The organism is Klebsiella sp. 141162 (assembly GCF_050600755.1).
GTDB classification, from domain to species: domain Bacteria; phylum Pseudomonadota; class Gammaproteobacteria; order Enterobacterales; family Enterobacteriaceae; genus Klebsiella; species Klebsiella aerogenes.
The window spans coordinates 152,585-179,105 of record NZ_JAQIRI010000003.1 but is presented as its reverse complement, the minus strand read 5'-3'; the positions used below and the strand labels follow the sequence as shown (position 1 = coordinate 179,105).

30 protein-coding genes are annotated in these 26,521 nt (G+C 58.1%); 9 read left to right on the top strand and 21 right to left on the bottom strand.

From position 1 onward, the window contains the following. The first annotated feature begins 87 nt into the window (after nt 1-87). Genes arnB through arnF form a run of 7 tightly spaced genes read left to right on the top strand, consistent with a single transcriptional unit; the run spans nt 88 to nt 7,463 of the window. Nucleotides 88-1,227 (top strand): UDP-4-amino-4-deoxy-L-arabinose aminotransferase, encoded by a 1,140-nt coding sequence (gene arnB / locus PGR23_RS12060; protein WP_045397116.1) that lies wholly within the window; start codon nt 88-90, stop codon nt 1,225-1,227. Between the two features lies 1 nt (nt 1,228). After that, on the top strand, nt 1,229-2,212 hold the full coding sequence (gene arnC, locus PGR23_RS12055) for an undecaprenyl-phosphate 4-deoxy-4-formamido-L-arabinose transferase (protein WP_045397114.1): 984 nt from the start codon (nt 1,229-1,231) through the stop codon (nt 2,210-2,212). Then, entirely contained in the window at nt 2,209-4,194 is a 1,986-nt protein-coding gene (arnA, locus tag PGR23_RS12050; protein WP_063415718.1) for a bifunctional UDP-4-amino-4-deoxy-L-arabinose formyltransferase/UDP-glucuronic acid oxidase ArnA, read from the top strand. The genes arnC and arnA overlap by 4 nt, the downstream gene beginning before the upstream one ends. Next, nucleotides 4,191-5,093 carry a 4-deoxy-4-formamido-L-arabinose-phosphoundecaprenol deformylase gene (gene arnD / locus PGR23_RS12045; protein ID WP_045397107.1) on the top strand — a complete coding sequence of 301 codons (903 nt, stop codon included), beginning with the start codon at nt 4,191-4,193 and terminating at the stop codon, nt 5,091-5,093. Before arnA ends, arnD begins: the two co-directional genes overlap by 4 nt. Continuing rightward, complete coding sequence (gene arnT / locus PGR23_RS12040) at nt 5,090-6,745, top strand: lipid IV(A) 4-amino-4-deoxy-L-arabinosyltransferase (protein WP_047078859.1); 1,656 nt, start codon at nt 5,090-5,092, stop codon at nt 6,743-6,745. Before arnD ends, arnT begins: the two co-directional genes overlap by 4 nt. After that, nucleotides 6,742-7,080 carry a 4-amino-4-deoxy-L-arabinose-phosphoundecaprenol flippase subunit ArnE gene (gene arnE / locus PGR23_RS12035; protein WP_045397101.1) on the top strand — a complete coding sequence of 113 codons (339 nt, stop codon included), beginning with the start codon at nt 6,742-6,744 and terminating at the stop codon, nt 7,078-7,080. Before arnT ends, arnE begins: the two co-directional genes overlap by 4 nt. After that, complete coding sequence (gene arnF / locus PGR23_RS12030; protein ID WP_045397099.1) at nt 7,080-7,463, top strand: 4-amino-4-deoxy-L-arabinose-phosphoundecaprenol flippase subunit ArnF; 384 nt, start codon at nt 7,080-7,082, stop codon at nt 7,461-7,463. The genes arnE and arnF overlap by 1 nt, the downstream gene beginning before the upstream one ends. Here the strand turns inward: arnF and acpT are convergent. From acpT to PGR23_RS11935, 19 genes are all read right to left on the bottom strand, one after another. Next, a complete protein-coding gene (acpT, locus tag PGR23_RS12025) occupies nt 7,447-8,034 on the bottom strand; it encodes a 4'-phosphopantetheinyl transferase AcpT (protein WP_063415716.1) in 588 nt (195 codons plus the stop codon). The genes arnF and acpT overlap by 17 nt on opposite strands. A gap of 1 nt (nt 8,035) precedes the next feature. After that, complete coding sequence (locus tag PGR23_RS12020) at nt 8,036-9,265, bottom strand: beta-ketoacyl-ACP synthase (RefSeq protein ID WP_063415714.1); 1,230 nt, start codon at nt 9,263-9,265, stop codon at nt 8,036-8,038. Beyond that, the gene (locus tag PGR23_RS12015) at nt 9,262-9,993 is read right to left on the bottom strand and encodes a 3-ketoacyl-ACP reductase FabG2 (protein ID WP_048964459.1); all 732 of its coding nucleotides are present in this window, start codon (nt 9,991-9,993) and stop codon (nt 9,262-9,264) included. Before PGR23_RS12015 ends, PGR23_RS12020 begins: the two co-directional genes overlap by 4 nt. Beyond that, nucleotides 9,990-10,466, bottom strand: a complete 477-nt coding sequence (locus PGR23_RS12010; RefSeq protein WP_045397087.1) for a 3-hydroxy-fatty acyl-ACP dehydratase — start codon at nt 10,464-10,466, stop codon at nt 9,990-9,992. The genes PGR23_RS12015 and PGR23_RS12010 overlap by 4 nt, the downstream gene beginning before the upstream one ends. Further along, the gene (locus PGR23_RS12005) at nt 10,466-11,632 is read right to left on the bottom strand and encodes a beta-ketoacyl-[acyl-carrier-protein] synthase family protein (protein WP_047078862.1); all 1,167 of its coding nucleotides are present in this window, start codon (nt 11,630-11,632) and stop codon (nt 10,466-10,468) included. Before PGR23_RS12005 ends, PGR23_RS12010 begins: the two co-directional genes overlap by 1 nt. 1 nt (nt 11,633) lies before the next feature. Further along, entirely contained in the window at nt 11,634-12,218 is a 585-nt protein-coding gene (locus PGR23_RS12000) for a DUF3261 domain-containing protein (protein WP_047078863.1), read from the bottom strand. Further along, complete coding sequence (locus tag PGR23_RS11995) at nt 12,215-14,533, bottom strand: MMPL family transporter (protein ID WP_396279329.1); 2,319 nt, start codon at nt 14,531-14,533, stop codon at nt 12,215-12,217. The genes PGR23_RS12000 and PGR23_RS11995 overlap by 4 nt, the downstream gene beginning before the upstream one ends. After that, nucleotides 14,502-15,107 carry an outer membrane lipoprotein carrier protein LolA gene (locus PGR23_RS11990; protein WP_045397076.1) on the bottom strand — a complete coding sequence of 202 codons (606 nt, stop codon included), beginning with the start codon at nt 15,105-15,107 and terminating at the stop codon, nt 14,502-14,504. The genes PGR23_RS11995 and PGR23_RS11990 overlap by 32 nt, the downstream gene beginning before the upstream one ends. Next, a complete protein-coding gene (locus tag PGR23_RS11985) occupies nt 15,104-15,526 on the bottom strand; it encodes an acyl-CoA thioesterase (RefSeq protein WP_045397072.1) in 423 nt (140 codons plus the stop codon). Before PGR23_RS11985 ends, PGR23_RS11990 begins: the two co-directional genes overlap by 4 nt. Before the next feature lie 3 nt (nt 15,527-15,529). Continuing rightward, entirely contained in the window at nt 15,530-17,221 is a 1,692-nt protein-coding gene (locus PGR23_RS11980) for a glycosyltransferase family 2 protein (RefSeq protein WP_396279330.1), read from the bottom strand. Next, complete coding sequence (locus tag PGR23_RS11975; protein WP_063447385.1) at nt 17,212-17,565, bottom strand: hydroxymyristoyl-ACP dehydratase; 354 nt, start codon at nt 17,563-17,565, stop codon at nt 17,212-17,214. The genes PGR23_RS11980 and PGR23_RS11975 overlap by 10 nt, the downstream gene beginning before the upstream one ends. Beyond that, nucleotides 17,552-18,901: an AMP-dependent synthetase gene (locus tag PGR23_RS11970; protein WP_396279331.1), complete on the bottom strand. Its 1,350-nt coding sequence runs from the start codon at nt 18,899-18,901 to the stop codon at nt 17,552-17,554. The genes PGR23_RS11975 and PGR23_RS11970 overlap by 14 nt, the downstream gene beginning before the upstream one ends. Next, entirely contained in the window at nt 18,898-19,479 is a 582-nt protein-coding gene (locus PGR23_RS11965) for a hypothetical protein (protein ID WP_045397056.1), read from the bottom strand. Before PGR23_RS11965 ends, PGR23_RS11970 begins: the two co-directional genes overlap by 4 nt. A 6-nt stretch (nt 19,480-19,485) precedes the next feature. Further along, nucleotides 19,486-19,737 carry an acyl carrier protein gene (locus tag PGR23_RS11960; protein ID WP_047047899.1) on the bottom strand — a complete coding sequence of 84 codons (252 nt, stop codon included), beginning with the start codon at nt 19,735-19,737 and terminating at the stop codon, nt 19,486-19,488. An 11-nt stretch (nt 19,738-19,748) separates the two neighbouring features. Next, complete coding sequence (locus PGR23_RS11955) at nt 19,749-20,006, bottom strand: phosphopantetheine-binding protein (protein WP_045397051.1); 258 nt, start codon at nt 20,004-20,006, stop codon at nt 19,749-19,751. Further along, the gene (locus tag PGR23_RS11950; protein WP_063415704.1) at nt 19,987-20,802 is read right to left on the bottom strand and encodes a lysophospholipid acyltransferase family protein; all 816 of its coding nucleotides are present in this window, start codon (nt 20,800-20,802) and stop codon (nt 19,987-19,989) included. The genes PGR23_RS11955 and PGR23_RS11950 overlap by 20 nt, the downstream gene beginning before the upstream one ends. After that, a complete protein-coding gene (locus PGR23_RS11945) occupies nt 20,799-21,521 on the bottom strand; it encodes a beta-ketoacyl synthase chain length factor (RefSeq protein ID WP_396279332.1) in 723 nt (240 codons plus the stop codon). Before PGR23_RS11945 ends, PGR23_RS11950 begins: the two co-directional genes overlap by 4 nt. Nucleotides 21,522-21,541: 20 nt before the next feature. Next, nucleotides 21,542-22,603, bottom strand: a complete 1,062-nt coding sequence (locus PGR23_RS11940; protein ID WP_045397037.1) for a methyltransferase — start codon at nt 22,601-22,603, stop codon at nt 21,542-21,544. 62 nt (nt 22,604-22,665) lie between these two features. Continuing rightward, complete coding sequence (locus PGR23_RS11935) at nt 22,666-23,061, bottom strand: lipoprotein (protein WP_045397034.1); 396 nt, start codon at nt 23,059-23,061, stop codon at nt 22,666-22,668. A 383-nt stretch (nt 23,062-23,444) separates the two neighbouring features. Here PGR23_RS11935 and PGR23_RS11930 point away from each other — a divergent pair, with 383 nt between their 5' ends. After that, nucleotides 23,445-24,665: an MFS transporter gene (locus PGR23_RS11930; RefSeq protein WP_396279333.1), complete on the top strand. Its 1,221-nt coding sequence runs from the start codon at nt 23,445-23,447 to the stop codon at nt 24,663-24,665. Nucleotides 24,666-24,667: 2 nt separating this feature from the next. On the opposite strand, the gene PGR23_RS11925 is transcribed toward PGR23_RS11930, so the two are convergent. Both PGR23_RS11925 and PGR23_RS11920 read right to left on the bottom strand, forming a co-directional pair. Then, entirely contained in the window at nt 24,668-25,225 is a 558-nt protein-coding gene (locus tag PGR23_RS11925; RefSeq protein WP_045397026.1) for a DcrB family lipoprotein, read from the bottom strand. Nucleotides 25,226-25,298: 73 nt separating this feature from the next. Further along, nucleotides 25,299-25,964, bottom strand: a complete 666-nt coding sequence (locus PGR23_RS11920; RefSeq protein WP_045375765.1) for a 7-cyano-7-deazaguanine/7-aminomethyl-7-deazaguanine transporter — start codon at nt 25,962-25,964, stop codon at nt 25,299-25,301. Nucleotides 25,965-26,171: 207 nt separating this feature from the next. Between PGR23_RS11920 and tusA the strand changes: the two genes are divergently transcribed. Then, a complete protein-coding gene (gene tusA, locus PGR23_RS11915) occupies nt 26,172-26,417 on the top strand; it encodes a sulfurtransferase TusA (protein WP_015703711.1) in 246 nt (81 codons plus the stop codon). The last annotated feature ends 104 nt before the right edge of the window (nt 26,418-26,521 follow it).

The following is a 26,521-nucleotide window of genomic DNA, read 5'->3' as shown; positions in this document are numbered from 1 at the left end:
TTTTCATTTTGTTTAAGTCCGCTGGCGCAGGATATTTCTTTCTACCGGCCCCCTTTTTTAGTGGGTTATTAATAGAACAGGAAAAAGATGAGCGAATTTCTGCCGTTTTCGCGCCCGTCGATGGGCGACGCAGAGCTGGCTGCGCTGCGTGAAGTTTTGCAATCAGGATGGATTACTACCGGTCCTAAAAACCAGGCGCTGGAAGAGGCATTTTGCCAACTGACCGGCAACCGCCACGCCATCGCCGTCAGCTCCGCTACCGGCGGTATGCACGTCACGCTAATGGCGATGGGCATTGGCCCTGGCGACGAAGTGATCACCCCTTCGCAAACCTGGGTGTCGACGCTGAATATGATCTGTCTGCTGGGCGCTACGCCGGTGATGATCGATGTCGATCACGATAATCTGATGATTACCCCCGAGGCGGTGGAAGCGGCGATCACCTCGCGGACGAAAGCGATTATTCCCGTCCACTACGCGGGCGCACCTGCGGATATCGATGCGATCCGCGCCGTTGGCGAGCGCCACGGTATTCCGGTTATCGAAGATGCCGCGCATGCCGCGGGAACGCACTATAAGGGCCGCCACGTCGGCTGGCGCGGCACCGCGATTTTCTCGTTCCACGCGATCAAAAATATGACCTGCGCCGAAGGGGGGCTTATCGTCACCGATGATGACGAGCTGGCTTCCCGCATCCGCAGCCTCAAATTCCACGGCCTGGGCGTTGACGCCTACGACCGCCAGACCCACGGCCGCGCGCCGCAGGCGGAAGTGATTACCCCCGGCTTCAAATACAATCTGGCCGATATCAACGCCGCGCTGGCGCTGGTGCAGCTGGATAAGCTGGCGCAGGCGAATCAACGTCGCGCTGCAATCGCCCAGCGCTACCTGCGCGAGCTGGCTGATACCCCGTTTAAGCCGCTGACCGTTCCGGCATGGGATCACCAGCACGCCTGGCACCTGTTTATTATCCGCGTTGATGAAGCGGCCTGCGGCATCAGCCGCGATGCCCTGATGGAAAAACTCAAAGCCATGGGCATAGGCACCGGTCTGCACTTCCGCGCGGCCCATACGCAAAAGTATTACCGCGAGCGTTTTCCTGAAGTTTCGTTACCGAATACCGAATGGAACAGCGCGCGCATTTGTTCCATCCCGCTGTTCCCGGATATGACCGACGACGATGTCACCCGCGTCATTACCGCGCTGCATCAGTTGTCAGGACGTTGATATGCTTACTTATCCTCCCGTAAAAAAAGTCTCGGTGGTTATCCCGGTTTATAACGAACAGGATAGTCTGCCGGAGCTGCTGCGTCGTACCGACGCCGCCTGTGCGACGCTAGGGCGCCAATATGAAATTCTGCTGATCGACGACGGCAGCAGCGACGATTCCGCGCGCATGCTGACCGAGGCCGCCGAAGCCGAAGGCAGCCACGTGGTGGCGGTGCTGTTGAACCGTAACTACGGCCAGCACTCGGCGATTATGGCCGGTTTCAGCCATGTCACCGGCGATCTGATCATCACCCTCGATGCCGACCTGCAAAACCCGCCGGAAGAGATCCCGCGGCTGGTGGAAAAAGCCGATGAAGGCTACGACGTGGTCGGTACCGTGCGCCAGAACCGTCAGGACAGCATCTTCCGTAAATCTGCCTCGAAGATGATTAACCGCCTGATCCAGCGTACCACCGGTAAAGCCATGGGGGACTACGGCTGCATGTTGCGCGCCTATCGCCGCCATATCATCGACGCCATGCTCAACTGCCATGAGCGCAGCACCTTTATCCCGATTCTGGCGAATACTTTCGCCCGCCGGGCGGTCGAGATCCCGGTGATGCACGCCGAGCGCGAATTCGGCGACTCCAAATACAGCTTCATGCGTCTGATTAACCTGATGTATGACCTGGTGACCTGTCTGACCACCACCCCGCTGCGTTTACTGAGCATTTTCGGCAGCGTGATAGCCCTGTTGGGCTTCGCCTTCGGCCTGCTGCTGGTGGTGCTGCGTCTGGCCTTCGGTCCACAGTGGGCGGCGGAAGGGGTGTTCATGCTCTTCGCCGTGCTGTTCATGTTTATCGGCGCCCAGTTTGTCGGTATGGGCCTGCTCGGGGAGTATATCGGCCGCATCTATAACGATGTCCGCGCCCGTCCCCGTTACTTTATTCAACGTGTTGTTCGTCAGCCGGAAACGGCGTCTCAAGAGGAAGATCGTTCATGAAAGCAGTAGTCTTCGCTTATCACGATATGGGTTGCGCAGGTATTCAGTCACTGCTGGATGCCGGTTATGAAATCGCCGCTATTTTTACCCATCCGGATAACCCTGGCGAAAACCATTTCTTTGGTTCCGTTGCCCGTATTGCCGCCGAGCAAGGTATCCCGGTATGGGCGCCGGAAGATGTTAACCATCCGCTGTGGATTGAACGTATTCGCGAGATGAAGCCGGATGTGCTGTTCTCGTTCTACTACCGCAACCTGCTGTGCGATGAGATCCTGAATATCGCGCCGAAAGGGGCTTTCAACCTGCATGGTTCTCTGCTGCCGAAATACCGCGGTCGTGCGCCGCTGAACTGGGTGCTGGTCAACGGCGAAAGTGAAACCGGCGTGACCCTGCACCGAATGGTTAACCGCGCCGACGCGGGCGATATCGTCGCCCAACAAGCTGTGGCTATCGGTCCGGATGAAGCGGCGCTGGCGCTGCACCGTAAACTGTGCGCCGCCGCCTCCGATCTGCTGGGCCAGGCGCTGCCGGCTATTCGTGAGGGTAAGACTCAGGAACGCGCGCAGGACCACAGCCAGGCGACCTACGTTGGCCGTCGTACCCCGGAAGATGGGCGTCTCGATTGGGACAAACCGGCGCAGACTCTGCACAATCTGGTGCGCGCGGTGTCCGATCCATGGCCTGGCGCCTTCGCCTATGCCGGCGCGAACAAATTTATCGTCTGGAAATCCCGCGTGCGCGCCGACCTGCCGGCAGCCAAGCCCGGCACCGTGATCTCTGTCGCGCCGCTGGTGGTTGCCTGTCAGCAGGGGGCGCTGGAAATTGTCACCGGCCAGACCGAACGCGGCGTTTATATGCAGGGTACCCAACTGGCGCAGGCGCTGGGGCTGGTGACCAGCGCGGTGCTGAGCAGCAAACCGGTGGTGGCGGTGAAGCGCCGTACCCGCGTGCTGATTCTCGGCGTTAATGGCTTTATCGGTAACCATCTGACCGAACGTCTGTTGCAGGACGACAACTATGAGATTTACGGCCTGGATATCGGCTCTGACGCCATCAGCCGTTTCCTCGATAACCCGCGTTTCCACTTCGTGGAAGGCGATATCAGTATCCACTCCGAGTGGATCGAATACCACATTAAGAAATGCGACGTGGTACTGCCGCTGGTCGCGATCGCCACGCCTATCGAATACACCCGTAACCCGCTGCGCGTGTTCGAGCTGGACTTCGAAGAGAACCTGAAAATTATCCGCGACTGCGTGAAATACAATAAGCGCATCATCTTCCCGTCGACCTCGGAAGTGTACGGCATGTGCACCGACAAAAATTTCGACGAAGATACCTCCAATCTGGTGGTCGGGCCGATCAACAAACAGCGTTGGATCTACTCGGTTTCTAAGCAGCTGCTGGACCGCGTGATCTGGGCCTACGGCGATAAGAATGGCCTCAAGTTCACCCTGTTCCGTCCGTTCAACTGGATGGGGCCGCGTCTGGATAACCTTAATGCCGCGCGTATCGGTAGCTCCCGCGCCATCACTCAGCTGATCCTTAATCTGGTGGAAGGTTCGCCGATTAAGCTTATCGAAGGCGGCAAGCAGAAGCGCTGCTTCACCGATATCAGCGATGGTATCGAAGCGCTGTTCCGCATCATTGAGAATAAAGATGGTCGCTGCGATGGACAGATCATCAACATCGGTAACCCGGAAAACGAGGCGAGCATCAAAGAGCTGGCGGAAATGCTGCTCGACTGCTTCGAGCGTCATCCGCTACGCGATCGCTTCCCGCCGTTCGCCGGCTTCCGTGAAGTGGAAAGCAGCGATTACTACGGTAAAGGCTACCAGGACGTTGAGCATCGTAAGCCGAGCATTCGTAACGCAAAACGCTGCCTGAACTGGGAACCGACCGTCGAGATGGAAGAGACCGTTGAGCATACTCTGGACTTCTTCCTGCGCACCGTTGAGCTCACGGACGATAAAAACTCATGAAACAAGTCGGCTTACGCATAGATGTCGATACCTTTCGCGGGACGCGTGATGGCGTACCGCGGCTGCTGGCCCTGCTGGGCAAGCATGGAATTCAGGCAAGCTTCTTTTTCAGCGTCGGGCCGGACAATATGGGGCGCCATTTATGGCGCCTGGTAAAACCGAAGTTTCTGTGGAAAATGCTGCGCTCTAACGCGGCGTCGCTGTACGGCTGGGATATTCTGCTGGCCGGTACCGCGTGGCCGGGGCGCAGGATTGGCGCGGGTAACGAAGAGGTTATTCGCGCCGCCGCGCAGATCCATGAAGTGGGCCTGCATGCCTGGGACCACTACAGCTGGCAGGCATGGAGCGGCGTGTGGCCGCAGGAACGTCTGACGCTGGAAGTGGAACGCGGTCTGCTCGAACTGGAACGCATTATCGGTCGCCCGGTAACCTGCTCAGCCGTCGCCGGCTGGCGTGCCGACCAGCGGGTGGTAAAAGCGAAAGAATCCTTCGATTTCCTCTACAACAGCGATTGTCGCGGCACGCGGCCATTCCTGCCGCAGCTTGGCGGCGGGGCCTCCGGCACCGTACAAATCCCGGTGACGCTTCCCACCTGGGATGAAGTGGTCGGTAGCGCCGTAGATAGCGCTGGCTTTAACCGCTATCTGCTGGACTGCATCCATCGCGACAAGGGAACGCCGGTCTATACCATCCACGCCGAAGTGGAAGGCATTGCCTACGCCGACCAGTTCGATGCGCTGCTGGCCATGGCGGAGGAAGAAGAAATACAATTTTGCCCACTGAGCCAGCTGTTGCCCGCTGACTTTAGCGAGCTGCCGTCAGGCAAAGTGGTCCGTGGTGAACTGGCTGGCCGGGAAGGTTGGCTTGGACGTGAACAATTACTGGGCTCGGGTGTATGAAAAGCATTCGTTATGGCGTCTCTCTGGTTGTACTCTTTGCGCTGTATTACTTATTGCCGTTAAATTTCCGTTTGCTGTGGCAGCCTGATGAAACCCGTTATGCCGAGATCAGCCGTGAAATGCTGGCCTCCGGCGACTGGGTGGTGCCGCATCTGCTGGGCCTGCGTTACTTTGAAAAGCCGATTGCCGGTTACTGGATTAACAGTATTGGCCAGTGGCTGTTCGGCCATAATAACTTCGGCGTGCGTTTCGGTGCGGTTTTCGCCATTACCGTCAGCGCGTTGCTGGTGGCGTGGCTGGCGTGGCGTATTTTCCGCGATAAACGCGTGGCGATCCTGTCGCCGGTTATCTTCCTCACCGCGATGCTGGTCTACGCGATTGGCACCTATGCGGTGCTGGATCCGATGATCACCATGTGGATGGCGCTGGCGATGTGCAGCTTCTGGGGTGCCTCCCAGGCGCAGAGCCGCGGCGGGAAGTTGTTGGGTTATATCGTACTGGGCTTCGCCTGCGGGATGGGGGTGATGACCAAGGGTTTCCTGGCGCTGGCGGTACCGGTAGTTGGCGTGCTGCCGTGGGTGATTGCGCGTAAGCGCTGGCGCGAGGTGCTAACCTACGGTTGGCTGGCGGTGGTGGTCTGTACGTTGGTGGTGCTGCCGTGGGGATTGGCTATCGCTAATCGCGAACCGGATTTCTGGCGCTATTTCTTCTGGGTCGAACATATCCAACGTTTCGCCGAGAAAGACGCGCAGCATAAAGCGCCCTTCTGGTACTACATTCCGTTCCTGATAGCCGGCAGCCTGCCGTGGCTGGCGCTGCTGCCGGGCGCGCTCAAGCGCGGCTGGAGCGAACGCGATGATGCCCGCGGCGCGCTGTATCTGCTAGGCTGGGTGGCGATGCCGTTCCTGTTCTTCAGCATCGCCAAAGGAAAACTGCCGACCTACATTCTGCCGTGCTTTATGCCGCTGTCGATTTTGATGGCCCGCTACGCGCTGGATGCCGCGAAGGCGGGGGCGAAAGCGCTGCGCATCAACGGCATGATCAACCTCGGTTTTGGTCTGATTGGCCTGGTCGCGGTGCTGGTGGTCTCACCGTGGGGCGTCATGCATAAACCGGTGTGGACGAAGATCGAGCTGTATAAATGTCTGCTGGCGGCGATCGCCTTTGCCGTATGGGCGCTAATGGGCTGGTTGGCAATCAAGGACAACGGTCGTCGCTGGCCGCTGGCCGCCATCTGCCCGCTGGGGCTGGCGCTGCTGGTGGGCTTCGCTATTCCGGATCGGGTTATTGACAGTAAACAGCCGCAGTTCCTGGTGGATATCGTGAGTGAATCGTTGGCGCCAAGCCGCTATGTACTGACCAACAGCGTCGGTATCGGCGCGGGGCTGGCGTGGGAGCTCAAGCGTGACGACATCATCCTGTATGACAAGCAGGGGGAGCTAAAATATGGCCTCGGCTGGCCGGATGCGCAGAGCAAATTCCTGGCGACTCACGAATTTGCTGATTGGCTGGCAGCGCACCGCCAGCAGGGACCCATCTCTCTGGTGCTGCTGATGGATAAAGGTGAAACGATGAACGAACTGGCGTTACCGAAACCTGATAACTCCTACGTGCTGGGGCGCGTGGTATTTATTCAGTATCTGCCGCAATGAGTGTCTGGTTCTGTCTGGTACTCGCCAGCCTGCTTAGCTGCGCCGGTCAGTTGTGCCAGAAGCAGGCAACCCGGCCGTCCCGTAGCGGACGGCGCGGGCGGCATATCCTGGTCTGGTTGGGATTAGCCCTGCTGGCGCTCGGCGGCGGTATGCTGCTGTGGCTGGGGGTACTGCAGGCAATCCCGGTCGGTATTGCCTATCCGATGCTGAGCCTCAATTTTGTCTGGGTGACGCTGGCGGCATGGGGCATCTGGCGCGAGCCAGTGGCGCGCCGCCACTGGCTTGGCGTCGGGCTGATCGTCGTCGGTATCGCCGTTCTGGGGAGTAGCGTCTGATGGGTTTAATCTGGGCGTTATTGAGCGTTGGCCTGGTCAGCGGCGCACAGCTGCTGTTGCGCAGCGCGATGGTCGAACTGCCGCCGTTGACCGATATCCTGACCTTCCTCAATCATCTGCTGCATTTTCGCACTGGTACCTTCAGCCTGGGTTTCGGCCTGGTTGGCTATCTGCTGTCGATGGTCTGCTGGTATTTCGCGCTACACCGCTTACCGCTGGCCAAAGCTTACGCGCTGCTAAGCCTGAGCTACATTCTGGTGTGGGCCGCCGCCATCTGGCTGCCCGGCTGGCATGAACCGTTTTACTGGCAATCGCTGCTGGGCGTGCTGATTATTATCGCTGGCGTGCTGACTATCTTCTGGCCGGTTAAGCCGCGCCGTTAAAACATTGAATGCGCGCCGCCGTCAATGAAAACGGCGTTGGCGTACAGACCGCAATACTTAACCCTTCATACTGAATCTGGCTTAAAGACAGCGCGCCGTGAAAGGCGCTGTCAACAGAGACCATCTGCCAGGCGCTGCCGCCGCGCTGTTTCACCAGGGCCTCTTTGCGCGTCCAGATACGCCAGAAGGCGACTAACCGCCGCTCCGGCGGTTCACGCTCCAGTTCCTGGTGCTCGCCTTCGCTGAACAGGGCGTTAGCCAGCCGCTGCCAGCCGTTGCGCGGACGAATCACTTCAATGTCGCAGCCAACCTCGCCTTCATCGCTCAACAGCAGAGCAATATGGTCGCCGCTGTGGCTAAGGTTAAACCACCGCCCGCTACCGGGCGGGAATGCCGGTTTACCCTGTTCGCCATACTGAATATCCATTAGCGGGGTAGTCGCATGCGCCAGCAGCGCGCGCCCGGCAAGCCAGCTGGCCCGCCGCGGGCCGTCCGGCGCCTGCGCCATCAGCACAGGCGGCAGCGGCAGGGCGCTAAGGGCTGAGATGTGGCCGAGGATAAGCTGATACATCTTACGGCCAGCGCTGAATAATGATTGAGGTGTTAATGCCGCCGAAGGCGAAGTTGTTGCTCTGCAGGAATTCACAATCAATCTTGCGCGATTCGCCCATGATGTAGTCAAGATTGCCGCAGTTAGCATCCGGCTTATGCAGATTCAGCGTAGGCGCGAACCAGCCCTCGCGCATCATCTGCAGACTCATCCACGCCTCCAGCGCCCCGCAGGCGCCAAGGGTATGGCCGAAATAGCTTTTCAGCGAGGAGATCGGCACGCTGTCGCCGTAAATCGCCGCCGTCGCCTGGCTTTCGGCGACATCGCCGCGATCGGTTGCGGTGCCGTGGGCCGAAATGTAGCCAATATCCCGGGCGCTTAAGCCTGCCATTTTTAACGATTGTTCCATGCAGATCTGCATGGTTTCACGCTGCGGTTGGGTGATATGCGCGGCATCGCAGTTGGTGGCGAAGCCGATGATTTCACCGTAGATAGTCGCGCCGCGCGCTTTGGCGTGCTCCAGCTCTTCCAGTATGAGAGTACCGGCGCCTTCGCCGATCACCAGCCCATCGCGCTGTTCATCGAACGGGGCGGGGGTGAGGTCGGGCTGTTCATTACGCTGGCTGGTGGCGAACAGGGTGTCGAATACCGCGGCTTCCGACGGGCATAGCTCTTCCGCGCCGCCGGCGACCATCACCGTTTGATAGCCGTGACGAATCGCTTCCCAGGCGTAACCAATCGCCTGGCTACCGGAGGTACAGGCGCTTGACGTTGGAATAACTCGGCCGCGCAGACCGAAAAACAGCCCGGTATTAACGGCAGTGGTGTGGGGCATCATCTGCACGTAGGTGGTGCCGGTAATATTGTTGGTGTGCTTTTCCGTCAACATAGTGGCGAACTCGCTCACCGGGCCGGTACTGCCGGTTGACGAGCCGTAAGCGATGCCGGTTTCGCCGTTGCTCAGCACGGCATCATCGATAAGCCCGGCCTGCTCGAGCGCCAGTTCAGTGGCGCGGGTAGAAAGTAGCGACACGCGGCCCATCGCGCGAATACGCTTACGGGTATAGTGGGCCGGTAGGGTGAAATCATCGATTGGCGCGCCCAGTAGCGTATGCAGACCCTCGTAAATACGCCACTCCGGCATGGCGCGCACGGCGTTTTTATAACGCTGCAGCCCCGCCGAAACATCCTGCCAGTTGTCGCCAAAGGCGGTGACGCCGCCCATCCCGGTAATGACCACACGACGTGTCATAACATCCCTCCATTGATTGAAATGACCTGTCGGGTGACATATCCCGCAATATCCGACATTAAATAACTGGTAAGCCCTGCCACCTCGTCCGCCTGTCCCATGCGTTTCATCGGGATCATCGACATCGCCTCTTTTAGCGCAGTCTCTTCCATTTCGATCATCCCGGTGTCGATAAGCCCCGGGGCGATGCAGTTGACGGTGATTTTACGCTTCGCCAGTTCAATGGCCAGCGCTTTGGTGGCGCCGATGATCCCCGCCTTAGCGGCGCTATAGTTGACCTGACCCCGGTTGCCCATGACGCCGGATACGGACGAGAGCGTGATGATACGCCCGCCCTGGCGCGCGCTAATCATCGGCATGATGCAGGGATGAATGACGTTATAGAAACTGTCGAGGTTGGTGTGGATCACCGCGTCCCAGTCCTCTTCGCCGAGCGCCGGGAAAGCGCCGTCGCGGGCGATGCCGGCGTTGCTGATAATGCCGTACCATGCGCCGTGTTCGGCCATATCCTGCTCAAGCACGTCGCGACACTGCGCGCGGTTGGCGACATCAAAGCTCAGCAGACGACCCGAGCCGCCAGCGGCGGTAATCGCCTCCAGCGTTTGCTGTGCGCCCGACGCATCGCGATGATAGTGGATGCCGACCACAAAGCCATCCGCCGCCAGCTGACGGGCGATAGCGCGACCGATGCCTTTACTGGCGCCGGTGACCAAAACTGAACGACTCATTCTGACGCTCCTTGTTGAAATAGGGTGTTAAGTTCTGTTGGCGTCGGCTGGAAAGTATTGACCCGTCCGCTTGCCAGTTCTTCATCGTCTGCCGTAATGGCACATTCGAAGCTGCCGAAACGCTCGTCCTGCATTAACAGCTTTACGGTGATGGACAGCGCCTTGCCGCCCGGCAGGTATCCTGCCGCGCAGACTAACTCGCGCGCGCCAAGCACCATGCCTAGTGAGATGGACGTTTGCCCCTGTTGTTGGCGGTGCCATCCGGACCAGACGCCAACGGTTTGCGCCATGAGTTCCAGGGCGAACCAGCCGGGGAGATTGCCCTCGGCATCAATAAACGGCGCCAGGACGCCATGGGTCGAGACCGTGACCCGGCAGGTAGCGGTTTCGTCGGTGACATTGACGACCTCTTCCAGCAGCAGCATTGGCGGCTTGTGCGGTAGATAAGCGCCGGGCGATAAGTAGTGGCTCATTAAATGCTCCCGAGCAGAATGCTGGCGTTATTACCGCCAAAGGCAAACGAGTTCGACAGGATAATCGGCCGCGGCAACGGTAGGGGACGTTCGATAATCCCGCACGGCGGAAGGGTCGCGTCGCGCGGCGACTGGCTGAAGTCCTGCGCCGGCAGCAGCAGATTGCGTTGCAGGATCAGCATGCCGATGGCGGCTTCGGTGATCCCCGCCGCGCCCAGCGTATGCCCGGTCAGATGTTTGGTGGAGCTGCATGGCACCTGCTCGCCAAATAGCGCGTTGACGACGTGAGACTCTATCCGATCGTTCAGCGGTGTGGCGGTGCCGTGCAGGTTGATATAGCCCACCTGTTCAGGGGCGATGCCCGCATCGTCCAGCGCCTGCTGGATAGCGCGAATTGCCCCTTCTCCCTCAGGATGCGGGGCGGAAATATGCCAGGCGTCGCTGGACTCGCCGATACCCAGCAGCGCGATAGGCTGCGGCTCGCGGGTCAGCAGCATCAGCGCCGCCCCTTCGCCGATAGTGATGCCGCAGCGATCGCGGCCAAACGGCTGGCACTGAGTCGTGGAGAGCGACTCCAGGCTGTGAAAGCCGTTAATCGGCATTCGGCTGAGGGTATCCGCGCCGCCGACAATCGCCACATCCGCCAGCCCGGCTTCAATCAGTCGGCGTCCGCTGATAATGGCTCTGGCGCTGGATGAGCAGGCGGTTGACAGCGTAAATGCCGGGCCATCCAGCGCCAGCCAGTGGCTGAGAAAACGCGACGGGTCTCCCAGCTCCTGCTGCGGATATTGCCAGGCCGCGCTTTCCGCGCCGCTAAGGGTCAACGTGACGTGCGCGTCACCTTCGTCGAGCCCCGAGGTGCTGGTGCCAAGCACTACGGCAACGCGTTCACGCCCGTATTGGGCGATGGCGTCATCCACCTGCGGCTGAATTTGCGCCAGCGCCGCCAGCAGCAGTTGATTATTGCGCGAACGATGGGCGCTAAAGGTATCGGGAATGGCGGGTAATTCGCCGTCCACGCCCGCGAAAACCGCCTGCGGATGTCCCTGTAGCCACCCCTCGCGCGGGTGCATGCCGGGCGCGATACCGCGAGCCAGATTGGCGGCGACTTCATCATTATCGCGACCCAGCGCGTTAATCATGCCGACGGCAGAAATGTAGATCATCTCAGTCACCCAGGTATTGAATGGTGATGTGGTATTTAAAGACGTGCTGTTCGATGCTTATCGGCACGCGCTTGCCTTTGCGGTTGATATAGGTGATTTCCGTGACCAGCTTCCCGTGCGCGTTACGCAGTTCGCGTTTGTCGCCGCGGTCGGTTAGCGTCCAGCCTTTCGGCAACTGCGGCAGCCATGCGCTAACCGGCCAATGGCTGAGCATGACATCGGCCAGCACCTGGCTGGCCGGCGGCAGTTGCGGAACCACGATTGACTGTTCAGCGCGCAGCCCTTTTTCATCGTAGGTCACAAGAAACAGACGGATACCGACGGACGACAGGCCCGCCAGCGTGAGCTTTTTATCATCGGCATTGAGCATGACCAGCAGCGACTGGGTTTGGCCGTTGAAGCTGCCGGTGAGCAACTGTTGCGAGCTGATAGCCGGCGAGATGCCAGGCGGCGGTAAAGTGACGCGCGTACCCGGCTCAAGCCATGCCTGCGGGCGGCCTTGCGGCTCCGGCTGCGAATGGCTGCAGCCGGCCAGTACTAAGGCGGCGAGTAGCGCGAAGGCGCGCCAGAATGATGGTCTTATCATCGTCTTTTTTTCTCTTTTTTGGTCGGCATCGCCAGCGGCGAAAGCAGGAAAGCGGTGAAAATGCCGCTCACCAGAACAATGCCAAAACTGCTAATGGCCTGAGTGGCGCTAAAGACCAGCATGCCAAGCGTTAATAAGGTGGTCATCATCGCCAGCGTGACCGCCAGCAGCGATGTCAGCGGCGTGCCGCGCGGGTTGCTGAAAAACAGCGTGTAGTTAATGCCGATGCCCAGTACCAGCACCAACGCCAGCAAGGAGAACAGGTTAACCGGGTGGCCGCTAAGCGCCAGCGCCGCCAGCCCGCAGCCCAGCGACAGTACCGACGGCACCAGGCTTATTAGCCCTTTGCGCCAGCCAAGGCGGAGAACGGCTCCGCAGGCAATCACCGCCAGCGCAACGCACAACAGTCCGGTTAAAATATGGCGGTAGAGCGCGAAAAGCTGGTCGAAATCGCTTTTACGATCGACCCACGCAACGCCAGCCTGCTTTGCGCTGAGCGCCTTTAGCGCCGCGCTGTCTTTCACGCCGCTCACCGGGACCAGAACGCCGCTTTCGCCATCCGGCAGCGTCAGCCATAGCAGCCGCCAGCCTTCGCTGGCCGGGCTGGCAAGCCAGTCGTCGACCGTTACCGGCATCGGGTTGAGATCGGGATTAACTTTTGCCACCCCGGCGTGACTTAGCGCCTGGCCGACGACGGGCGCGGCGCGTTGCAGCAGGGTAAGATCCTGCTGCTGTCGGGCGAGCGAATTCAGCGGAATGGCGCGATATCCGTCGAGTATACCGTCGGTTTGCGCCTTAGCCAGCGCGGGCATAAATGCTTCCAGGCGTTCCAGCGTTTGCTGGGCGGATTCGCCGTACACCACAAACCACTTCTGGTCGACGCTTTGTCCGGTGAGCGCGGTAATCGCTTTTTCCTGAGCCAGAATATCCTGCGGCAGCGCCTGGAGCTGCGAAATATCATCATCCACCCGCAGCGTCGCTAGCCCCGCCAGCGACAACAGCGCTAGCGCAACGGGGAAGCCGATGGACAGCTTTTTATTGCGCCGCCAGGCGGCGAGCCAGCGTAACAGTAGCAGCATTGCCGGTACCGGGCGCACGGGGAGCCCGCGGCACAGCCATGGATGCCAGAAAATCACCGTCAGGCATGAGGCGCTCAGGCCGACCGCCGCGAAGAGCGCCATCTGGCGAACCGCCGGGAAGGGGGCCAGCATCATAATCAGATACGCCACGACGGTGGTGAGCAGCGCCAGCAGCAGCGCATGACGCACTTTGGCGAGACTCTGCCACGGGGTTAATTCCGCGCCATGCACCATCCGTTCGGTCAGATAATAGAGCGTATAGTCGGCGGAGATGCCGATGATGCTCATGCTCATCACCAGGGTCATCAGATGCAGCTCGCCAAATAGCAGCAGCGTGACGACGGTGCCGGCCAGCGCGCCGATCGTGATAGAGAGCAGACATAGCAACAGCGGGCGGAGCGAGCGAAACGTCGCGACGATCAGCAGGATCACGCCGAACAGCGTCGCCGCGCCGAGCGTAGAAATATCGTGCTTCGCCTGCTGGCTGGCGTAATCGCTATAGAACACGGTGCCGCGTGACAATAGCTGCGCCTGCGGATACCGCGTTTTCCATTCCTTCTCCAGCTCGCCGAGGGTCGTGACCAGCCGGTGCGTCTGCTGCATATCGAATGACGATCCCGCCAGTTCGCCATGCAACAGATACCAGAGGTTGCCCTGGGCGTCTTTGGTCACCAGCCAGCCGTTCTGCAGCTGCATCCGCTGGCCGCCTTTCGCCATCGCCAGCTGCGAACCGCGCATCAGCATCAGCGGATCGTTTTGCAGTTCTTTGCCGCTGACGCCGGAAAATGCCGAATAGAGCTGCGAGAGGATCCATTGCGCCTGCGCTTCGCCGCCGTTTTGCAGGCGCGCGCGGGTAGCGGGGTCAATTAAACCGTTGCGATGTTGCCAGAAAAACGCGCCCCAGGCCTGCTGGCTATCGGCATCCATTGGGCCTTTTACCTCGGCCAACGCCTGCGATTGTTGCAGCCGCTGCAGCCAGTCGCGGGCCGCCTGCGGATCGGCCTGTTTACCGGGGCTGACCAGCCACACCAGCTGGCGGTCCAGCCGCTGCATAAAACCGTCGTTCAGGGCGGGCGGGATCGCGCCAAGCGTCTGTTTCGGCAGCATAGCCAGTACGCTACTGTTAAGCCTGGCCTGCGGCAGCAGCGACAGCAGCGCGCCCGCGAAGATCAGGCAGACGACGGCCCATAACAGCGCAGGGCGTTTACTGGGCGGCAAAGCGTTGGCGTTCGTCATCGGTCAGTTGCGCTGGCGTCAGTTGATGTTGGGAAAGCGTAATATCGGTGCGATCGCCCTGTTTGTCGTTGAGCTGAATATGCTCCAGATAGGTTTTTCCGGCTAAATCGATGCGGGCAAAAATCTTATCCAGCGGCGTAGTGATGGGCGTCAGGCGCAGCGTCCACTGGCCGTTGCCTTTATCGGCAAATTCTACGCGGAAGTTTTCTTCCAGGACTTTACGATCCGCCTGGAACAGCGCGCGCAGTAAATGGTTGAACTGGAACATCTGTGGGTTGTTTTCGGCGGTGATGGTCTGCGGCGGCTGGCCGTTAATCGCCTGCACCATCCGTTTGTCATCCAGCAACAGCTGCATTGGGAACGGCGAGGTTTGATCCCACAGTAAACCCTTATCGCGGGCGATCAACATCTTCCCCTGGGATCGCAGCGGCTGCGGTAGATCCTTAATCGTGCGAACTTGATCGAAGTGGGCGCGTACCACCGGCTGTTCGGTGAACCGTTGTTGTAGGGTATCAAGCGTCAGGGCGCTGACCAGCGGGCTGATAAACAGCCCTAACAGCAGCAGTAATCTCATGGCGTGACCCCCATGCGTTCAAACAGGATATCCGGGCTGACGAAACACATCTCGCGGCTATTTTCATCTACCGCGACCTGGATGGTGTACCCGGTGGTGGTGCGCTTGCCGCTGACGGCATCGAAAATTTCGTAGCCGATGCGCAAGCGGTTCTCAAACTCTTCTATCCGCGCGCGGACGAGAATGCGCTGTTCGAAGGTAATGACGTCGCGGTATTTCACGCGGGTATCCACCACCGGCCACAAATAACCCGAGGCTTTCATCTGCCGGTAGCCGTAGTTGAACTGGTTAAGCAGCGCCTCACGGGCAATTTCGAAGTAGCGAAAATAGTTGCCATGCCACACGACGCCCATCATATCGATGTCATGAAACGGGATAGTCAGCTCTACTTCAGCAGTAAAACGGGGATCGTTAAGCACCCTTTACTCCTTATCTTTGGGATCCGGCAAACGCCAGAAATCGAAAAAGTTAAACCAGTCGAGCGGCGACTGCAGCGCGTAGTGTTCCAGCCGTTCGGCGTAGCGGTCGATGCATTGCTGGAGCGCCTGTTGGCGATCGGCGCGCGGCAGCAGCAGCGGATCGGCGAACGGCTCGCAGTAAATGCGCAGTTTGTCCTGCTGGCGGAGAGCGAAAATCAAATTCACCGGGCAGCGCAAAATAGCCGCGAGAATGAACGGCCCCTGCGGGAAGGGGGCGTCTTGTCCCATAAAACGGCTCCAGCAGACGCGCCATTCGCCGCCGCGCTGCGGGTTAACCGCAATACGGTCGCCGACAATAGCGATCCATTCGCCGCGATCCAGCTTTTCTTGCAACAGCATGGCGGTTTCCGGGCCGATATCGGTCACCGGCATCAGGTTGAGTCCGGCCTGAGGCGCCATCTCCGCCATAATTTGTTTAAAACGTTGCGCGTTTTCGCTGAATACCAGGGCGTTGATGGTTTTGCTGCCCTGCAGTTGCGCCAGCGCGCGGCAGGCCTCGACATCGCCGAGATGCGAGGCCAGCAGTAGCTTTCCTCGCGGATCGCTGATATTCAGCGTCTCCTCGGCGCCTGCGGCAAAGACCACGTCGCGACCAAACTGTAGCTCGCCGCGCCAGCTGGCGATTTTATCCAGCATCGCCTCGCCAAAGCGCAGGAAGTGCCGGTAGCTGGTCAGGGTTGGCGGTATCGGCATCTGGCGCGCGGCGAGCTGTTCGCGCGCGCGGGTGATCCATTGTTGCGACGCGCGGCGCGCCGTCGCGGCCGTCAGCCAGTACACGCCGACTACCGGATAAAGCAGCAGCGTGAACGCCTTGCGCCCCAGCAGCCGCCACACCAGCAGCATCAGGCGCATTCCCCATAATCCTTTTACCTCCTGCTGGCGCGCCCAGTGCGGCGAGGCGCGGCGAAACAGCAGCGACGGCATCCGCGGCAGCATGCCGAGGAACAGACGTGTGTGCATCAGCGAGATGCGGCAGTTATCTTTGAAGGCATCAAAATGCGACAAACCGTCCGGTGGATAGGTCACGCGGGTCGGAACAAAGTAGCTGGTATTCCCCTGCCAGTAGAGGCGCACCATCACTTCGGTATCGAAATCCATACGCTGGCCGAGGGGCACGCGCTGCGCCAGCCGTAGCGTTGGCGTTATCGGATAGACGCGAAAGCCGCACATACTGTCTTTCAGCTGCAGCGACAGCGTTTCAATCCATACCCAGACGTGGGTTATCCAGCGCCCGTACAGGCGCGAACGCGGGATAGAGTCGTCGTAAATCGGCTGCCCGGAAATCAGCGCCTCGGGATGCGTCTGCGCCAGCGCCAACAGTTGTGGAATATCTTCGATGGCGTGCTGACCATCGGCATCGACCTGCACCGCATGGCTGAACCCGGCTTCCGCCGCGGCCTGTAGCCCACGGATCACCGCTGCGCCTTTGCCCGCGTTCTGTGGTAAGCGGATTAGGGTCAGGCTGGCGGTTTCCGCCGCCAGCCGCTCCAGCTGCTGCCGCGTACTGGTATCGCTGCCGTCGTCCACCACGATGCACGGCAGGCCAAAGGGCTGCAGGCGCGCCAGCACCCGCGGCATCATTGCGCCGTGGTTATAGCAGGGGATCAGAACGCAGGGAGAGAAATTTAGCGGCATAAGCGAATTTTCCCGCTGCTGGCGGTGTGTCGCGCTTCGCCGTCGTGGCGCAGATAGCTAAACGTCAGAGTCTGGCGCGCCTCCTGCCAGTTGAGGGCGAGCGTAACGGTCGTGTCCGGCAATAGCGGCGACTGAAACTTCACGTTCTGAACGCTGTGAAAACGCCAGCCGGGGGCCAGCAGCATGGTGGCGTAATGCATCGCCCAGTCCATCTGCGCGACGCCGGGGAGCAGCGGCTGCACGGCAAAATGGCCGCGAAACCAGAATAGCGCCGGGTCGAGAGAGAGTACGATTTCAACCCGATCGGCTTGCGGCTGACGGCGCCCAATTTCATGGGGCTTCATGAAATAACTCCTGTAATTGCGCGTAGACACGCTTGTTCATGCTGTTAACGGGGATCTCGTCAATCACCCGCCAGTAGCGAGGGATGGCCACAGGTTCCAGCAAGGCGCGCAGCGCTTTTCGCCACTGTAATTCCTGACTTTTTCCCCAGCGGAGACGGGCGTCTGGGTGCAGAACTAACAACGCGCCAACGCTCTGGCGACTGCCGCGGGTAATAGGCAGGGCGGCGGCATCAAGAATGCCATCCAGTTCCAGTAATCGATGTTCCACTTCGCTTAGTGAAATGCGCTTCTCTTCAATTTTCACCACCCGGTCGCGACGACCTGCCAGCTGGAATTGACCGCTTTCATTGAAATGCAAAATATCATCGATAACCAGGCCGTTATCGTCGGCGATAAGCGGCGAAAATAGACGAATTGTGTTGCCCTGCGGCTGAAAGCGGATGCCGGGGAACGGCTGCCACGGCGTATCATCCTGCAGGCGCTGGCGGCAGGCGATAACTCCGCTTTCCGTGCTGCCGTAAATTTCATCCGGCCAGACAGCAAACCAACTGGCGGTTTGCACCGCATCCTGCCACAGAAGCTTGCCGCCGGCGGACAAAATCATCGCGACCGGTGGCGGGGGCAACTGGCGATCGAGACGTTTGAGGAAAGCCGGGCTGCTGATAAAAAGATAGCGATGGTCAGGGTTCAATGCCGTTAACTGCTCGGCGTACTCAATCATCGCCGCGTGGAGCGGCAAACCTAGCGCCATGGGCAGGAACAGGCGGAACGTCAGGCCATATAAATGCTGTGGCGCGACCGATGCCACTACCCGGCAGTCTGCCAGGCGTCCGGCATAGTGCGCGGCTAACAGCGCCGCCTCGCGGTCGAGACTCTTGACGGGCTTACTAATTCGCTTCGGTTCACCGGTAGAACCGGAGGTAAAAAGCTCAATATCGGCGTCATCGTCAATTGCCGGGAATGCGTATTCGTGGGGGGCGGTCGTCATGGCGGAATGCACAACCTGTAGCGGCCCGCGCCACGCCAGCGGCTTATCGCTCAATATGCCGTCGAAAAGCGCCCGCTGTTCGTTTAATAACGACGCGCGACTGTGGCCGGGAAGCACAGGCGTTTTTCCCGCATGCAGCGTGGCCAGCAGGGCGACCAGAAACAGGTAGCTGTTATCAAAACAGAGCGCCCAGCGTTCGCCTTGCTGTTGCTGCAAACAGGCAAGCAGCTGGGCGACATCGTAGCGCAGATGCGCCAGCGTCCAGCGGTGTTCTTCCTGCCACGCAATCAGCGTGTCCGACGGACGCGCTGTGCTGAGCCACTGGGCCAGCATAAGGGGCTGCTTCATGGTTTATCTCGTTTAATCATCTGCTGGCGGGTCAGCCACTCGCCGGCCATCAGAGTTCCCATCAGAAGATAGGAAATCATGCCGTTCCACGCCGTCCACAGGGACATATCGCCGTATAGCGCAGTAAACAGCGCAACGCCGCCGTTGAGGATGAAAAAGGCGCACCAGATTTGGGTAACCCGGCGGGTGTAACGCACGGCGCGCTCGGGAAGAACCGGTTCCCGCAGCCGCGCCAGGCGCTCGACTATCGGCATGCTTGACCACAGCGAACCGCCAAACACTGCCAGCATGACGCTATTTACTACTACCGGATAAAACAGCAGCAGCTGATGGGTTTTTAGCAGATAGCTGGCAATGCACAGCGTCATGCCGGCTGCCGCTACGACCTGAGTAACCACGCTCAGTGGCCCCGCCTGTCGCCGGGTCTGGCGAAAGCGTAAAAACAGCAGCAGCGCCATTAACGGTAGTAGCCATTGCAGACTGTTATGCGCGAGGCCAAACCAGACTAAGAACGGCCAGGCCAGCAGCAATACCCCTGTCATTAACGGAACGACCGGCAGCGAGCGTATGCCCGACACGGTGAATTACGCTTCTTTCAGTAAGTGTTCTACCGCATCGACGACATCCTGCACGGTACGTACGGTTTTAAACTCTTCTGGCTTGATTTTCTTGCCGATTTTCTTTTGCAGATGGACGATCATGTCGATGGCGTCGATGCTGTCCAGTTCGAGATCTTCGTACAGGCGGGCCTCAGGTTTAATATCCTGCGGATCGATTTCAAATACCTTCACCAGCAGCGAGGAGACTTCTTCGTAAATGGCTTGTTGTTCGGTCATGACGGTTCTCCTCAGGCACGCTGCGCTTGAATAAATGATGCCAGCGTGGCGACGGAGAAGAAGTGCTGACGCATCTCTTCGCTCTCAGCCGACAGCACCACGCCGTACTGATTTTTCACCGCCAGGCCCAGCTCCAGCGCATCGATGGAGTCCAGACCCAGGCCATCGCCAAACAGGGCGGCATCGGTGTCGATATCATCAGCGGACAACTCGTCCAGGTTCAATGTACTGATTATCAGATTCTTAATTTCAAGATAAAGCGCTTGCATCATTAATTCCTGTTTCAGGTGTAGTGCCTGATTCTAATTTAAGCAAAATATGCCGGTTTAACTGCCGTGCGGCCAGCGCCGGTTCTTGTTTATTTGCCTCGTAAAACTGGTCTATTCGCAGCCGTTCTCCGACTTCGACGGTAAATAACGGCTTCGTTCGCGGCGCGTCGTACCATTTGCTCTGTTTACCCAGCATATGCTCGGTGCAGCGGATGATGACGACGCGCAAGTCGCTGCCGCAGCGCACGGCGATATTGGCCGCGCCGCGCTGTAGCTGCATTTTTTCTCCCGGCACCGTTCGGGTTCCTTCCGGGAAAATCAAAATGGTATCGCCCTGCTGTAAGCGCTGCCGGCTGGCCGGGAGCAGGGCATCGGCGCGATCGTTAATCAAATAATCCGCCGCGCGGATCACACCGCTGACAAATGGGTTTTTCAGCAACGCGCTTTTCACCAGGCAGTCGGTCTCCGGCATCACCGAGGCCAGCATAACGTAGTCGATAAGGCTGGGATGGTTGGCGACCACCAGGCAACCGCGTTCCTGACGTAAAATATCGCGCCCTTTAATCTGGTAATCGAGTACGCCGACGCCTTTCACCACGCTGAGAAAACAGCGGAAACTGAGCGAAATACTGCGCCGTGCGATGCGGCGACGGCGGGCCTTATCGCGCAACAGAATCAGCAATAGATTGAACCAAACAACAGAGAGCAGCAGCCCGCCAAGGCCAAACAGCGCGAAACAAAAACCGGTCATCGCCGCGCGCCAGAGCCGATTAAGGCGACACAGAAGAGTGTTCATGAACGGCTCCACTGCCATTGCACGCGTTCGCCGGGCAGCGTGAATGCGCGCGCATTCTGCAAATAATACTGTAAAAACAACAGGCTTTGCGGCAGCGTGCTCTCTTCGACTGCGTCATGACGTTGCGCTTTGCAGCGCCATTGGCTTCCCGCTTCAATGACCCACGCCACCGCGTAGGGCCAGGTTGGCATCGCCGGTGGTAGCTGCGAGTGATAAAATTCAGGCAGAAAACCATCGAAATCCACCATCAAGACGCGCTGATAGCCCGCCTGTAGTAGAGCCATCACTTCATATAAACCCTGTTGGAAAGTATCGCGTCCAGCGGAAAGCGATGACGATGCAATGGTTTTTTTCGCTGCAATCGTCAGATTGCCGACGGCGGAGTTATGTACCGATAGGGCGAAATCGGTAGGCGAGAGCGCCTGCTCCAGCGCCAGAGCGTGCAGGATGCGATAGTTGCGCTCGAGTTCGCCGTGACGGCTGGTATAGAGAACGGCGTCGATCTCATGGCGGCGCAGCATCGCCAGCCCGCACTCCACGGCCAGCCTGCTGCCTGAACTGAGTCGACGGGCGGTCATCATCGGTAATTCGCTAAGTTTGGCCGGCGCCGCGGTTGGATCGATGGCGTGCAAATGCTGTGACCACCGTTGCCACTGCTCGGTGCCACTGACTCCAGGCGCGAAGGCCTGCCAATCAACTATGTTAAATGCAAATGTCATCTACACGCGTCCGCGAAAAATCAATTATTCTTCTGACATATCAACAAGGTATGCCCAACGCCTAAATTATCGTGGCGTTGTTCTACCCGGAAACCCGCCATTTCCAGATAGCGATAAAACTTCTCTACGCTGTAGAAACGACTGTTGCCGTTGGCCATACAGGTAAAGTAGAGCGAAGACGCATTCAGACTAAATGATGCTGCTTCAAACTTCTGCGCATCCCAGAACAGCTCCAGAATACACAGGCGCGCGCCGGGTTTCATGACCTGCGCGACGTTACTGAGTAGGGTGATAATTTGTTCCGGGGAAAAACAGTCAAGGAACTGGCTCATCCACCAGATATCCGCCTCTCCTGGTAAGGGGGCGTCACTCAGCATATCCACAGCATGACAGTCAATGCGATGGGTAAGGCCCGCATTTTCTATATTTTCGCGGGCCAGCGCAATTTGTTGTGGCAAATCTAATAACGTAATCGCGATATTTTCATCATACTCACAGCAGCGCAGCGCCCACTTACCGGTATTTCCGCCGACATCGTACAGGGTTGCGGGGCGACTGGCGAATACATGTGGCAGCGCGGCGCTGAACGCACCGTCGGAATAGTAATGATCGAAAGCAAACCAGCTTTTACGCGCCGCTTGCGGAAGTTGCGATAATGCCGGGTAAATTGTTGGCCACTCACCAAAAACTTTTAAACCAGATGGTTTACCTTCCTGTAACGCATTTTCCAGAAAGAATAATCCCTGATAACAAACGTCCTGAGTAAAATCCATATTTACACGGGTCATCGTATCATGGAGTAAGAAATGTCCCACTTTAGCGAGGTAATAGCGTTCTTCTTTATAGGTAACAATACGACCGCTTAATCCCATATCCAACAAAACGCCTACAGCATATTCATTTCCCTCACAATTTTCGCTAATTGCTTCAAGGGTCGCGCCGCGTTTACCTTGCCGATCGAGATAACCGAGGATACCTGAGTTACGCAGACATAACGCGGTTTGAAAGAGCATGGGGGCGAAAGCGATGCGTTGCGCTTCCGTGATGGCATCCAGCGCGCTAAGAGAGTCCTGTTGATACACGTTCGGCACAACCTTTTATATCAATGTGAGGGGAACGGGCCAATACTGGCCCGTTGGGGAGTTTACTTCTGCAACGCCGTATTAGCGGCGAGGGCGACCTGAATATCTTTATCGAGATTATGTACCCAGCGATTATAGTTTCTATGAATCTTTCCGCCGGAAGCCATCAGGTTAAGGCTACTCACGTAATTAATAGAATAACCTGTTGCTGAGTAGTTAATTTTAATATCCGCGGAGTGGGCCCGGTTTTGTAAATGTCCTTTGATAACGCCAGGGCCTGCATCGGACATAATCCATTCACGCTGGACACCAGCCTGGAGAATAGCGCTTTTGACCTGAGCTTCAGTATGACCCGCGCTAACCGTAGTTTGTACCTGTTCGATCGGCGCGGTGCGCGCGCAACCCGCCAGCGCGCCGACAACCGTGGCGGCAACAATCCAGTGAATAACCTTTTTCATGAATACTCCCTATCAATATATTGGTTGAGAAAATACTTAGGTCAATGGCAAAAATAATAATGTCGTCGTGATGTCGTGTTTTTTATTCAGGTTGTTTATTAAATTTGCTTTACTTTAAAAATGTGACAGATAAATATCCTAATGTTATAGGAATGCTGATTTTAGGATAAAACGACGGTGCAGGTACGCTGCGGGGCGAAGTATAAGTAAATTAACTCTGCTTAATCAATGAATATCATCGGTAAGTTATGTCGTAATTTTACGACTTTTAAATTGCAAATCGCCGTTTAATTATTGGCAGGGTAATATTGCAGATAAAGGGCTGCTTTTCTGTACACGCCGTGGTAATAGTGAAGCGTGTCGTATCAATTTGGTGGACCCCGATGCCTGAACCCGTCGCCGAACCCGTGCTCAGTGGATTGCGCCTCAATCTGCGGATTGTCTCCGTCGTTATTTTCAACTTTGCCAGCTATCTCACTATCGGTCTGCCGTTGGCGGTTTTGCCGGGCTACGTTCACGATGTGATGGGTTTTAGCGCCTTCTGGGCCGGGCTGGTGATTAGCCTGCAGTATTTCGCCACGCTGCTGAGCCGACCGCAGGCCGGGCGCTATGCCGACCTGCTAGGGCCGAAAAAGATTGTCGTTTTCGGCCTGTGCGGCTGTTTTCTGAGCGGCTTGAGCTACCTGCTGGCAGCCTGGAGTAGCGGTTGGCCGCTGCTGAGTCTGCTGCTGTTATGTCTGGGACGAGCGATCCTCGGCATTGGCCAGAGCTTCGCCGGCACGGGGTCGACGCTATGGGGCGTAGGCGTTGTCGGCTCGCTGCATATCGGGCGGGTGATTTCGTGGAACGGCATTGTGACCTACGGCGCGATGGCGATGGGCGCGCCGCTGGGCGTGCTGTGCTATTCATACATTGGCCTCAGCGGCCTGGCGATGGTCATTATGGCGGTCGCTCTGGTGGCTATCATTTGCGCGCTGCCGCGATCGGCGGTGAAGGCAACGAAAGGGAAAGCGATGTCATTTCGCGCGGTGCTGGGCCGGGTTTGGCCTTACGGCATGGCGCTGGCGTTGGCTTCTGCCGGCTTCGGGGTTATCGCGACCTTTATTACCCTGTTTTATGACGCGAAAGGCTGGGACGGCGCGGCCTTTGCGTTAACGCTGTTCAGCTGCGCGTTTGTCGGCACGCGGCTGTTTTTTCCCAACGGCATTAACCGCTTAGGCGGCCTGAACGTGGCGATGCTCTGTTTTAGCGTGGAGGTTATTGGCCTGCTGCTGGTGGGCTTTGCACAGACGCCGCTGATGGCGAAAGTCGGGACTTTCCTCACCGGCGCGGGGTTCTCGCTGGTCTTCCCGGCGCTGGGTGTGGTGGCGGTAAAAGCCGTACCGCAGCACAATCAGGGCTCGGCGCTGGCGACCTATACCGTCTTTATGGATTTGTCGTTGGGGATAACCGGGCCGCTGGCCGGGCTTTTGATGGCGTGGACCGGGATACCGACGATTTATCTGGCGGCGGCAGGGCTGGTGATGGCCGCGCTACTGCTGGGCTGGCGGTTAAAAAAACGGCCCCCGGTCGTTGAACCGGAGGCCGCTGCATCAGGGCAATAAAATTAGTTAATGACCAGCGTGTTGACGATGCTTTCCGCTTCGGTTTGCGCCTGCTGCTGGTTGTCCGCTGGCAGTGTGACCTGCAGGGTCAGCAGTTTGTCATCGACCTTACCGAGCAGCACGGAAGACCATGCGGTCTGCCCCTTGGCGGAGATGATGCTGTCCAGTTGCTGTAAGGTGTGGCCTTTAATCTCAATAGATTTGTTAGACACAACCTGCAGCTGCGGGTCGCGGCTGCGCTGCTGATCTTCCAGACGTTTGGACAGCACCGCCAGATCTTCATTAGTGCTGTCGCCAACAATCACGATCACCGCTTTCTGGCCGGTGGCGTCGGAATAGACGTGCATATTGTTGGCCTGGGTACCGAGCTTACCGCTCTGATCTGCCATACCCGCAGGCAGGGTGAAGCTCAGTTTACCATCCAGCAGGCTAATCGCCTGGCCGCTGGTGTTGCTCTCTGCTGCTGCCCCGACGGTCGGCGCTTTTGAATCGCTGTTATCACAGGCCGCAAGCCCCATAACCAGCAGGCCAATACCGACATATTTAACCAAATTGCGCATTGACATCTTCCTTTCGATAAACGGCCATTAACGGCTCATCCGGTTATCTTATCACAACCGTTAGCGAGTACCTTTAACCTGGCTGCAATGCCGACAAATCAGATTTATCCGCCAGTCTTTTCAACAGCATATTCAACAGCACGCCGTACATCGGCAGGAAGAAGACGATGCTGATGAGCACTTTAAAGCAGTAGTCGACGGTGGCGATTTCCCCCCAGTGGGCGGCCATAAACGGATCCGGGCTGCGCCAGAAGGCGATGAAGAAGAAAGCCAGGGTATCGCTGACGTTGCCAAACAGGGTCGACGCGGTCGGTGCCAGCCACCAGCGGCGATTCTGACGCAGGCGGTTGAAGACGTGGACGTCGAGAATTTGCCCCAGCGCATAGGCCATAAAGCTGGCGGCGGCGATACGGGCAACGAACAGGTTAAAGGTACCCAGCGCGGCAAAGCCCTGCCACTCGCCCATGTAAAACAGCGCCGAAATGCCATAGGAAATAATCAGCGCCGGGATCATCACCGCGAAGATGATGCGTCGCGCCAGCGGGGCGCCAAAAATGCGTACCGTCAGATCGGTGGCGAGAAAAATAAAGGGAAAACTGAACGCGCCCCAGGTGGTATGAAAACCAAAAATGGAGATCGGCAGCTGGACCAGATAGTTGCTGGAGGTGATCACCAGCAGATGAAATAGCGAAAGCCAGACGAGCGCTTTCTTACGCTGTACGGTAGTAAAGGGATTCATATTGTGACCTTTTTATGCCCGTCATGCTTCATATCAATGAAGGAATCGGGAGCGGAACGTTGGGGTGAGGGAACCCAATTAAAAACGGCTGCATGATACTGCGTTGCGAGCGTAATGCAATGGTTGTTTTTCGCGCAAACGTTAACCTGGCTTGCGTACTGGCGAAGTGGGGGTAAACTAGGGCCGTTTTGTTGAAGTGAGATAAAAATGAGCGAACTTTTCTCCAGTCCTGACCATACGCTGGACGCCCTGGGGCTCCGCTGCCCGGAACCGGTGATGATGGTGCGTAAAACCGTACGCACCATGCCGGTGGGCGAGACCCTGCTGATTATTGCCGACGACCCGGCCACCACCCGCGATATCCCCGGTTTTTGCCTCTTTATGGAGCATGAACTGGTGGCGCAGGAAACCGAAGCCCTGCCGTACCGTTATCTGATCCGTAAAAGCCACTGAGCCCATCCCGGATAGCGGCGCCTTGCGCCTTATCCGGGCTACCCTACGGTCCGCAACCGTAGCCCTCTCAAGCGCAGCGCGAGCAGGGAATCCCCCCGGATGGC

What these genes read in the sequence shown, in the direction of transcription:
- PGR23_RS11960 (WP_047047899.1), bottom strand. Translation starts at nt 19,737, where the DNA reads ATGACCGAACAACAAGCCATTTACGAAGAAGTCTCCTCGCTGCTGGTG.
- PGR23_RS11990 (WP_045397076.1), bottom strand. Translation starts at nt 15,107, where the DNA reads ATGAGATTACTGCTGCTGTTAGGGCTGTTTATCAGCCCGCTGGTCAGC.
- acpT (WP_063415716.1), bottom strand. Translation starts at nt 8,034, where the DNA reads ATGTATCAGCTTATCCTCGGCCACATCTCAGCCCTTAGCGCCCTGCCG.
- arnA (WP_063415718.1), top strand. Translation starts at nt 2,209, where the DNA reads ATGAAAGCAGTAGTCTTCGCTTATCACGATATGGGTTGCGCAGGTATT.
- arnB (WP_045397116.1), top strand. Translation starts at nt 88, where the DNA reads ATGAGCGAATTTCTGCCGTTTTCGCGCCCGTCGATGGGCGACGCAGAG.
- PGR23_RS12020 (WP_063415714.1), bottom strand. Translation starts at nt 9,265, where the DNA reads ATGACACGTCGTGTGGTCATTACCGGGATGGGCGGCGTCACCGCCTTT.
- arnC (WP_045397114.1), top strand. Translation starts at nt 1,229, where the DNA reads ATGCTTACTTATCCTCCCGTAAAAAAAGTCTCGGTGGTTATCCCGGTT.
- PGR23_RS11995 (WP_396279329.1), bottom strand. Translation starts at nt 14,533, where the DNA reads ATGACGAACGCCAACGCTTTGCCGCCCAGTAAACGCCCTGCGCTGTTA.
- arnT (WP_047078859.1), top strand. Translation starts at nt 5,090, where the DNA reads ATGAAAAGCATTCGTTATGGCGTCTCTCTGGTTGTACTCTTTGCGCTG.
- PGR23_RS12005 (WP_047078862.1), bottom strand. Translation starts at nt 11,632, where the DNA reads ATGATCTACATTTCTGCCGTCGGCATGATTAACGCGCTGGGTCGCGAT.
- PGR23_RS12000 (WP_047078863.1), bottom strand. Translation starts at nt 12,218, where the DNA reads ATGATAAGACCATCATTCTGGCGCGCCTTCGCGCTACTCGCCGCCTTA.
- arnE (WP_045397101.1), top strand. Translation starts at nt 6,742, where the DNA reads ATGAGTGTCTGGTTCTGTCTGGTACTCGCCAGCCTGCTTAGCTGCGCC.
- PGR23_RS12015 (WP_048964459.1), bottom strand. Translation starts at nt 9,993, where the DNA reads ATGAGTCGTTCAGTTTTGGTCACCGGCGCCAGTAAAGGCATCGGTCGC.
- PGR23_RS11975 (WP_063447385.1), bottom strand. Translation starts at nt 17,565, where the DNA reads ATGAAGCCCCATGAAATTGGGCGCCGTCAGCCGCAAGCCGATCGGGTT.
- PGR23_RS11920 (WP_045375765.1), bottom strand. Translation starts at nt 25,964, where the DNA reads ATGAATCCCTTTACTACCGTACAGCGTAAGAAAGCGCTCGTCTGGCTT.
- arnD (WP_045397107.1), top strand. Translation starts at nt 4,191, where the DNA reads ATGAAACAAGTCGGCTTACGCATAGATGTCGATACCTTTCGCGGGACG.
- PGR23_RS11935 (WP_045397034.1), bottom strand. Translation starts at nt 23,061, where the DNA reads ATGAAAAAGGTTATTCACTGGATTGTTGCCGCCACGGTTGTCGGCGCG.
- PGR23_RS11955 (WP_045397051.1), bottom strand. Translation starts at nt 20,006, where the DNA reads ATGCAAGCGCTTTATCTTGAAATTAAGAATCTGATAATCAGTACATTG.
- PGR23_RS12010 (WP_045397087.1), bottom strand. Translation starts at nt 10,466, where the DNA reads ATGAGCCACTACTTATCGCCCGGCGCTTATCTACCGCACAAGCCGCCA.
- PGR23_RS11970 (WP_396279331.1), bottom strand. Translation starts at nt 18,901, where the DNA reads ATGAAGCAGCCCCTTATGCTGGCCCAGTGGCTCAGCACAGCGCGTCCG.
- PGR23_RS11925 (WP_045397026.1), bottom strand. Translation starts at nt 25,225, where the DNA reads ATGCGCAATTTGGTTAAATATGTCGGTATTGGCCTGCTGGTTATGGGG.
- PGR23_RS11980 (WP_396279330.1), bottom strand. Translation starts at nt 17,221, where the DNA reads ATGCCGCTAAATTTCTCTCCCTGCGTTCTGATCCCCTGCTATAACCAC.
- PGR23_RS11950 (WP_063415704.1), bottom strand. Translation starts at nt 20,802, where the DNA reads ATGAACACTCTTCTGTGTCGCCTTAATCGGCTCTGGCGCGCGGCGATG.
- PGR23_RS11945 (WP_396279332.1), bottom strand. Translation starts at nt 21,521, where the DNA reads ATGACATTTGCATTTAACATAGTTGATTGGCAGGCCTTCGCGCCTGGA.
- arnF (WP_045397099.1), top strand. Translation starts at nt 7,080, where the DNA reads ATGGGTTTAATCTGGGCGTTATTGAGCGTTGGCCTGGTCAGCGGCGCA.
- tusA (WP_015703711.1), top strand. Translation starts at nt 26,172, where the DNA reads ATGAGCGAACTTTTCTCCAGTCCTGACCATACGCTGGACGCCCTGGGG.
- PGR23_RS11930 (WP_396279333.1), top strand. Translation starts at nt 23,445, where the DNA reads ATGCCTGAACCCGTCGCCGAACCCGTGCTCAGTGGATTGCGCCTCAAT.